A 7,015-nucleotide genomic window follows, 5' to 3' on the forward strand; every position below is an offset into this window, starting at 1 on the left:
GCGGGGAGGGGCGGGACCTCGGGATCCGCCGTCGCGAACCCGGCCGACGTCAGCGCACCCAGACCGATGGCGACGCCGACGAGTCCGACTTTGACCGCCTGAGCGGACGTGGCGCTACGGCGACTGGTCATGGGTAAGCAGGCTAGCGCCTCACCGCCTCGGACGCTCATTTACGACGGTCTCGATGCGGCCGCTTGCGGTGGATGGACCGTCACTAAGATTGGTTTCTCTGCTGAATTTCCAAATCGACCAGCCCTCGACAGGAAGCCCGCGATGAACAAGACCTCGCTGACCGCGCTCGCACGTGAGCAACTCGAGACGGCCCGCGCCGCAAGTAGCGGTCGCAGCGCGCACACGGTCTACGGCGGCCACGAGCATTCACTGCGTCAGACGCTGATCGCCTTGACCGGCGGCTCGGAACTGACCGAGCACGAGACGAACGGGGAGGCCACCTTGCAGGTCCTGCACGGCCGCGTACGGCTGACCCATGCGTCCGCCAACTGGGAGGGGTCCGAAGGCGACCACATCGTGGTGCCCAAGGACCGGCACGGACTGCAGGCGCTCGAGGACTCCGCGATCTTGCTGACGGTGTCGAACCCGGTGGGCCCGCACGTCTAGATCGCGGGTCCCAACAGGTCGTCGGCGTCCTTGATGACGTAGCCGTAGCCCTGCTCGGCGAGGAACCTTTGACGGTGCGCGGCGTATTCGGCGTCGAGGCTGTCGCGCGAGACGACGGAGTAGAAGATCGCGCCCCCGCCGTCGGCCTTGGGCCGCAGCAGCCGCCCCAGGCGTTGCGCCTCTTCCTGACGGGATCCGAAGGTGCCCGAAACCTGCACGGCGACACTGGCTTCCGGCAGGTCGATGGAGAAGTTGGCGACCTTCGACACGACCAGCGTTGAGATCTCACCGCGCCGGAACTGATCGAAAAGCACTTCGCGCTCCGCGGTCTTCGTTGAACCCTGGATGACCGGCGCGTCGAGCTCTCGGCCGAGTTCCTCGAGCTGGTCGAGGTAGGCGCCGATCACCAACGTCTGCTCGCCCTTGTGCTTGTCGAGGATCGACTTGACCACCGCGATCTTGGTGTGCGCCGTCGAGCACAGCTTGTACCGCTCGTCGGGTTCGGCGGTCGCGTACAGCATGCGCTCGTTGTCGGTCATCGTCACTCGCACCTCGATGCATTCGGCGGGCGCGATCCATCCCTGGGCCTCGATGTCCTTCCACGGCGCGTCGTAGCGCTTCGGTCCGATCAACGAGAACACGTCACCCTCGCGGCCGTCTTCACGAATCAGTGTGGCGGTCAGGCCGAGTCGACGACGCGACTGCAGATCGGCCGTCATCCGGAACACCGGTGCGGGCAACAGATGCACCTCGTCGTAGATGATCAGCCCCCAGTCGCGGCTGTCGAACAACTCGAGGTGCCGGTACTCGCCCTTGGTGCGCCGAGTGATCACCTGGTAGGTGGCGATGGTCACCGGCCGGATCTCCTTGCGTTCCCCGGAGTATTCGCCGATTTCGTTCTCCGTGAGCGAGGTCCTGTTGATCAGCTCGCGTTTCCACTGCCGTCCGGCGACGGTGTTGGTCACCAGGATTAGCGTGGTCGCCGAGGCCTTCGCCATCGCGGCCGCCCCGACGAGGGTCTTGCCCGCGCCGCAGGGCAGCACGACGACCCCGGATCCGCCCTCCCAGAACGAGTCGGTGGCCATCTGCTGGTAGTCGCGGAGGTGCCAGCCGTTCTCCGCCAAGCTGATCGGGTGCTTCTCGCCGTCGACGTAACCCGCGAGATCCTCTGCGGGCCAGCCGATTTTGAGCAGCATCTGCTTGACTCGGCCGCGCTCGCTGTTGTGCACCAGGACGGTGTCGTCGTCGATGCGCGCGCCAAGCATCGGCGCGATCTTCTTGTTGCGGAGCACCTCCTCGAGCACGGCGCGGTCCAGGCTCACCAGCATCAGGCCGTGAGCCGGATGCTTGACCAGTTGCAGCCGCCCGTAGCGGGCCATGGTGTCGACGATGTCGACCAGCAGGGGCTGGGGCACCGCGTAGCGGGAGAACGACACCAGCGCGTCGACGACCTGTTCGGCGTCGTGCCCCGCGGCGCGCGCGTTCCACAGCGCCAGCGGGGTGATCCGGTAGGTGTGGATGTGCTCGGGGGCGCGCTCGAGTTCGGCGAACGGGGCGATCGCGGCACGCGCCGCGCCCGCTTGTTCATGGTCGACCTCGAGCAGCACCGTCTTGTCGGACTGCACGATCAGGGGGCCGTCGGTCATCCCATCCATTATCCAGACCGCTCGGACGTCCCCACCCGCGAGAGACCGTGTCTGACCGCCGCCACGCCGTCTGAGCTGGGCATTGCGCGGTCGCTCGCTCTACTGCTCGTCGGCGGCGACCACCGAGGTGATGCGGTGGATGGCGAAATCGCGCACCCGCCCCGACGCGGGGTCGTATGCCGTCAGCTGCCCGCCCCGCACATTGATCGGTGCGACGACACGTTGGGTGGCCACCCCCGCGGGATCGACGTACCCGATCACGACCGAGGCCTGCATGTGCGCGGCCTCCTGCAACTGGTTGATCGCCACCGCCGGGTCCAACCGCATACCGCCGGTCGGGGCCGAGGCCACCTTGCGCAGCACGGCGACGATCGCACCGAGCGTCTGGCTGGTGGGGGTCGGGGCGAGTCGGTACGTGCGCCGTCGTCCCGGCGGAGCGGGCACCCGCGCGCCTCGGGCGCGGATGTCGACGATCGCTCCGGTCGAGTCTTCGGCCGCCGGCGCGAAGCCGGCCTGGCGCAGCGCCGCGAGCACGTCGGCGATCGGCGCCTGCGACACCGCGACCGTCGGCGCGAGCAGGCGCATCTCCAGCGCCTCGGTCGCCGGTGCGCCCACCGCTTGTGCGAGCAGCGCTGCGTCCTCGCACCGCACGAACGACGCCGCCATGCCGACACGCAACTGGCCGTGCCGACGGGCCACATCGTCGATGAGATACGTCAAACCCTGCGGCACAGGAGTTTTCGAGTGGCGACCGAAGAAGGCGTGCAGTTCGCCCGCGGTGCGTCCGGTGTCGAGCGCGCGGCGGATCGACGGCTCACTGATCCGGTACACCATCGCCGCGCCCGCCGACTCCACGCTCGCCACCGCGGCAAGTTGTTCGGCCAGCTCTCGCTGCAGCGGGCCGGGGACGACGACCGTGAGGTCGGCCTGCAGCAGGAAATGGTCGATCGGTGCGGGCAGCACCTTGTCCATCGCGTTGACGACGTCGTCGGCAGGAGCGTCGGTGAGCAATGTCCGAGCGGGGGTGGCGAGTGCACCGCGCCCTACAAGTCCGAGCGCGTGCGCCTCGGTCAGCAGGTCGGCGACCGGCCCAGGTTGCAACCGGACCCCCCAGCGCGGCCTGCGCCAGATCATTGCCCGCGACGCCTCATCTGCGTCGACGCCCGCGCCGGCCGGCAGGCTCGCGAGCACCTCGAGGAGCAGTCGCCTGTCCAGCGGTGCAGCAGTGGAGAACAGCGAATCCGACAGTGCCGCATAGGGTTTACCGTCAGGACCGCGGCTGCCGATCAAGCTCGGCCGGCCTGGAAGCTCCAGCCAGGTCGTCGCCAGCACGTGCCATTTGACCGCGGTCGGGGATTCGACGAACCGGTCGGATGAGACCGTCGGCGCCCAGTACGGCCCGTCACCGGCCTCGGGTTCGGGTTCTGGCATGCCCGCCGAGATGAGGCCAGCACCCGCGGTCACTTCGAGGATCAGCCCCAGGCGGCGTTCGTCGATGCCGGTGGCCTTGGTGAGCCGTTTGACGTCGCGCACACCGAGCCCACCGCTGCGCAACTCCGGAACCGGTGTGGCGCCGAGGGTTTCGAGCACCACCTCCACCTCGCGGAGAAGGTCGAGTGCGGCGCCCGCGGCCACCGCGTCGGCGTCGGCCGCTGTCGTCGTCGACACCACCGGGTCGGGTTCGGTCAGCTGCAGGGGTCCCGGCAGTTCACCGCGCAGCACTTGGCCCACGAGTCGCGGCAGGATCACGGTTTCCGCGTCGACCTGGCGCAGCAGACCGGCGGCCAGCAGCCGCTGCACCGGGCGATCCGACGGGGTGCCGGGTGCGGCGTCGCGAGTGCGGCCCACCGGCGAACCCTCGAGCAACTTCTGCAGCAACTCGGACTGTGCCCCGTCGAGCGTTTCCAGGCGGGCGGCGATGTCCTGAGGGCTCGCGGCGGTGTCTTCGACCGTGGCCTGACCGGGGTACCACGGCAAGCCCGCGACGGCTTCTGCCGCCACCCGGACCGCCGCGTCACCCCACACCAGCCCGCGGTCGCGCAGATCGTCCACGGCCGCGGCGACGGCTGCTTCGGGTGCCCGGTCGCCGATGAGCTCCAGCAGTTTGGTGAGCGGGACGGCGGTCGTGTCGGCGTGCAGCACAAGCAGCGCGTCGAGCACGGCGAGCCGCAGGAAGTCCAGGTCGTCGGTGGCGGCCTTGACCGACTGGCGGGCCTGAGCGCGGGCCGCCAGCGCAGCGATCGACCCCGGCGGCGGTTGGGTCAGGTCGGGCCGCAACTCCAGCAGCCGGACGAGCCGGTCGTCGGGGAGATCGGCCAACCAGGCACCCAGAGGGAGGCCTGATGCGTTCTCGGTCATTGCTGACCAGCGTAAAGGAGTGTGGCGGTGTCGCCACCGGCGAAGGCATTTGCCACAATATGGGCGTGGCAGACAACAAGGGGAAGAAACGGTACGTCGATCCGGGCTGGCCCGAGATCGACGGTGACGACGACCACGCGGTGAGCGAACTGGCCGCCGACCGTACCGGCGCGCTGTCGCCCTTCGGCGACATCACGTTCCCGCTGCCCGCGGACGACCTGCCGTACGTGCACGCGGTGACGGTCGTCAACAAGTAGGTGTCCGAGCCGGCCCGCCTCTCACACGTCGACGAGACCGGCGCGGCGCACATGGTCGACGTCACGGCAAAGGACATCACCAAGCGCACCGCCGTCGCGGCCGGAACCCTCCGCACGACGCCCGACGTCGTCGCGATGATCGCATCGGGCGGCCTGCCCAAAGGCGACGCGCTGGCCACCGCCCGCGTCGCAGGCATCCTGGCCGCCAAGCGCACCAGCGACCTCATCCCGCTGTGCCATCAGTTGGCGCTGACGGGGGTCGACGTCGACTTCGAGAGCGACGACGCCGAAGGGCGGGTGGACGTCACCGCCACCGTGCGCAGCACGGACCGCACCGGCGTCGAGATGGAGGCGCTGACTGCGGTGAGCGTGGCCGCGCTGACGCTCTACGACATGATCAAGGCCGTCGACCCCGCCGCCCGCATCGACGACATCCGGGTGCTGCGCAAAGAGGGCGGCAAGACCGGAACCTGGACCCGATGACGCGGTCGGGTCGGGTTGTCGTCGCCTCCACGCGTGCCGCCGCCGGCGTCTACGAGGACCGCAGCGGGCCGATCGTCGTGGACTGGCTCGCCGGCCGTGACATCGACACCCCGGGTCCCGTGGTGGTGCCCGACGGCGATGCGGTGGCCGACGCCATCTCCGCCGCGGTCGCCGACGGCGTCGATGTGGTGATCACCTCCGGCGGGACGGGCATCTCGCCGACGGACCGCACCGCCGAGGCCACCGCCGCGCTGGTCGACTATCAGATTCCCGGCCTTGCCGACGCGATCCGTCGGGCCGGCGAGGACAAGGTGCCGACGTCGGTGCTGTCGCGCGGGGTATCTGGGGTCAAGGACCGCACGCTGATCGTGAACCTGCCCGGATCGCCCGGCGGCGTCAGAGACGGACTGGGCGTGCTCGACCGCGTTCTCGAGCATGCGCTCGATCAGATCCGCGGAAAGGATCACTCGCGATGACGGCGGTGGTGCTGCGTGCCGACCTCTGCGAGGAGACGATCGCGTCAGCCGACCATGAAGCCCTGGTCGCCAATGCCTCGGCTGGTGCGGTGGTGAGCTTCTCCGGTGTCGTACGCGATCACGACGGCGGGCGTTCGGTGCTGCGACTCGAGTATTCGGCGCATCCGTCGGCGCCGCAGACGCTTGCCGAGGTGGCCGCTGAGATCGCCGCGGATGCCGACGGCGTCCGGGCCATCGCGGTCAGCCACCGCATCGGGGCCCTCGAGATCGGCGATGCCGCGCTGGTTGCCGCCGTCGCGGCCGACCACCGCGCGGCCGCGTTCCAGACGTGCGCGCGGCTGGTCGACGTCGTCAAGGAGCGACTCCCGGTCTGGAAGCACCAGTTCTTCGCCGACGGCTCCGACGAATGGGTGAACTCCGCGTAGCGGTCCTCACGCCGAGTGTGGGGTTATGGCACGGCGTAGCGTGGCAAGCGTGCGTCAACTCCACACTCGAGCGCGCGGGGAGTGATCAGGCAGGCGGCAGCGGTGCGCTCGGGACCGGCGCAGCCGGCAGGTTCGGCGCCTGGCCGCCCGGGGCGTCCGGCGTGGTGAGCGGCCGCTGGGTCAGCGCGAGCAGCGCATCCTTGCCGGTGATGTCCTGCGTCTGAATCGCGTGCCAGATCTCCTTCAAGTAGGAGACGTTCGGGCTGTCGGCCCCGGCCTGGGCGCGGTCAACGGTCGTCCCGGCGGGCAGGTTGTCGGGGCTCGCGAGATGCGGAACACCGGCGTCGGCCGCGACCGGCTCGACGGCAGGCGCGGGCGCAGGGGGCACCTGCGGAGCGGGCTGGAGCGCCGCGTCGACGGGCAGCGACCACAGTTCCGGCTGCTGACCCGGGACCGGCACGTCGGGTGCGACGTCCCAGTTGGCGACGGTCTGCGCGTCGACCGGAGGCGCCTCGGGCACCGGCGGGGCCAGCGGGTCGAACGGTGCCGGCGGTGCCTCCGGAACGGGGGCGGCCAACGCGTCGAACTCGGGCGCGGGCGGAGCTTCGGGTGCGGGTGCCGGAGCGGGCGGGGCTTCCGGAACCGGGGCGGCCAGCGCGTCGACGGGCGGCGCTTCGGGGACCGGGGCGGCCAGCGCGTCGACGGGCGGTGCTTCGGGGACCGGGGCGGCCAGCGCGTCGACAGGCGGTGCT

7 protein-coding genes and 1 pseudogene are annotated in these 7,015 nt (G+C 70.1%); 5 read left to right on the forward strand and 3 right to left on the reverse strand.

Going from position 1 to position 7,015, the window contains the following annotated elements:
* Positions 1–273: 273 nt before the first annotated feature.
* Positions 274–618: a cupin domain-containing protein gene (locus CEX87_RS26595; protein ID WP_064397489.1), complete on the forward strand. Its 345-nt coding sequence runs from the start codon at positions 274–276 to the stop codon at positions 616–618.
* Here the strand turns inward: CEX87_RS26595 and CEX87_RS26600 are convergent.
* Both CEX87_RS26600 and CEX87_RS26605 read right to left on the reverse strand, forming a co-directional pair.
* On the reverse strand, positions 615–2,264 hold the full coding sequence (locus CEX87_RS26600; RefSeq protein WP_064418788.1) for a DNA repair helicase XPB: 1,650 nt from the start codon (positions 2,262–2,264) through the stop codon (positions 615–617). The two genes, CEX87_RS26595 and CEX87_RS26600, sit on opposite strands and share 4 nt — an antisense overlap.
* Positions 2,265–2,363: 99 nt before the next feature.
* Positions 2,364–4,622: a helicase-associated domain-containing protein gene (locus tag CEX87_RS26605; RefSeq protein ID WP_094289844.1), complete on the reverse strand. Its 2,259-nt coding sequence runs from the start codon at positions 4,620–4,622 to the stop codon at positions 2,364–2,366.
* A 59-nt stretch (positions 4,623–4,681) separates the two neighbouring features.
* Here CEX87_RS26605 and CEX87_RS26610 point away from each other — a divergent pair, with 59 nt between their 5' ends.
* Genes CEX87_RS26610 through CEX87_RS26625 form a run of 4 tightly spaced genes read left to right on the forward strand, consistent with a single transcriptional unit; the run spans position 4,682 to position 6,263 of the window.
* Complete coding sequence (locus tag CEX87_RS26610) at positions 4,682–4,879, forward strand: hypothetical protein (RefSeq protein WP_064397483.1); 198 nt, start codon at positions 4,682–4,684, stop codon at positions 4,877–4,879.
* Positions 4,880–5,362: a cyclic pyranopterin monophosphate synthase MoaC gene (moaC, locus tag CEX87_RS26615; protein WP_082693647.1), complete on the forward strand. Its 483-nt coding sequence runs from the start codon at positions 4,880–4,882 to the stop codon at positions 5,360–5,362. It abuts the gene before it with no gap.
* Positions 5,359–5,838, forward strand: coding sequence for a MogA/MoaB family molybdenum cofactor biosynthesis protein (locus CEX87_RS26620; protein WP_064397482.1), 480 nt, complete (start codon positions 5,359–5,361; stop codon positions 5,836–5,838). The genes moaC and CEX87_RS26620 overlap by 4 nt, the downstream gene beginning before the upstream one ends.
* Complete coding sequence (locus tag CEX87_RS26625) at positions 5,835–6,263, forward strand: molybdenum cofactor biosynthesis protein MoaE (RefSeq protein ID WP_064397480.1); 429 nt, start codon at positions 5,835–5,837, stop codon at positions 6,261–6,263. Before CEX87_RS26620 ends, CEX87_RS26625 begins: the two co-directional genes overlap by 4 nt.
* 85 nt (positions 6,264–6,348) lie before the next feature.
* Here CEX87_RS26625 and CEX87_RS27310 read toward each other — a convergent pair.
* Positions 6,349–7,015, reverse strand: a pseudogene (locus CEX87_RS27310) (transglycosylase family protein); the annotation flags it as partial.

It is taken from the genome of Mycobacterium lehmannii, from assembly GCF_002245535.1.
In the GTDB taxonomy this organism is placed as follows: domain Bacteria; phylum Actinomycetota; class Actinomycetes; order Mycobacteriales; family Mycobacteriaceae; genus Mycobacterium; species Mycobacterium lehmannii.

What these genes read in the sequence shown, in the direction of transcription:
- CEX87_RS26595 (WP_064397489.1), top strand. Translation starts at nt 274, where the DNA reads ATGAACAAGACCTCGCTGACCGCGCTCGCACGTGAGCAACTCGAGACG.
- CEX87_RS26600 (WP_064418788.1), bottom strand. Translation starts at nt 2,264, where the DNA reads ATGACCGACGGCCCCCTGATCGTGCAGTCCGACAAGACGGTGCTGCTC.
- CEX87_RS26605 (WP_094289844.1), bottom strand. Translation starts at nt 4,622, where the DNA reads ATGACCGAGAACGCATCAGGCCTCCCTCTGGGTGCCTGGTTGGCCGAT.
- CEX87_RS26610 (WP_064397483.1), top strand. Translation starts at nt 4,682, where the DNA reads ATGGGCGTGGCAGACAACAAGGGGAAGAAACGGTACGTCGATCCGGGC.
- CEX87_RS26620 (WP_064397482.1), top strand. Translation starts at nt 5,359, where the DNA reads ATGACGCGGTCGGGTCGGGTTGTCGTCGCCTCCACGCGTGCCGCCGCC.
- CEX87_RS26625 (WP_064397480.1), top strand. Translation starts at nt 5,835, where the DNA reads ATGACGGCGGTGGTGCTGCGTGCCGACCTCTGCGAGGAGACGATCGCG.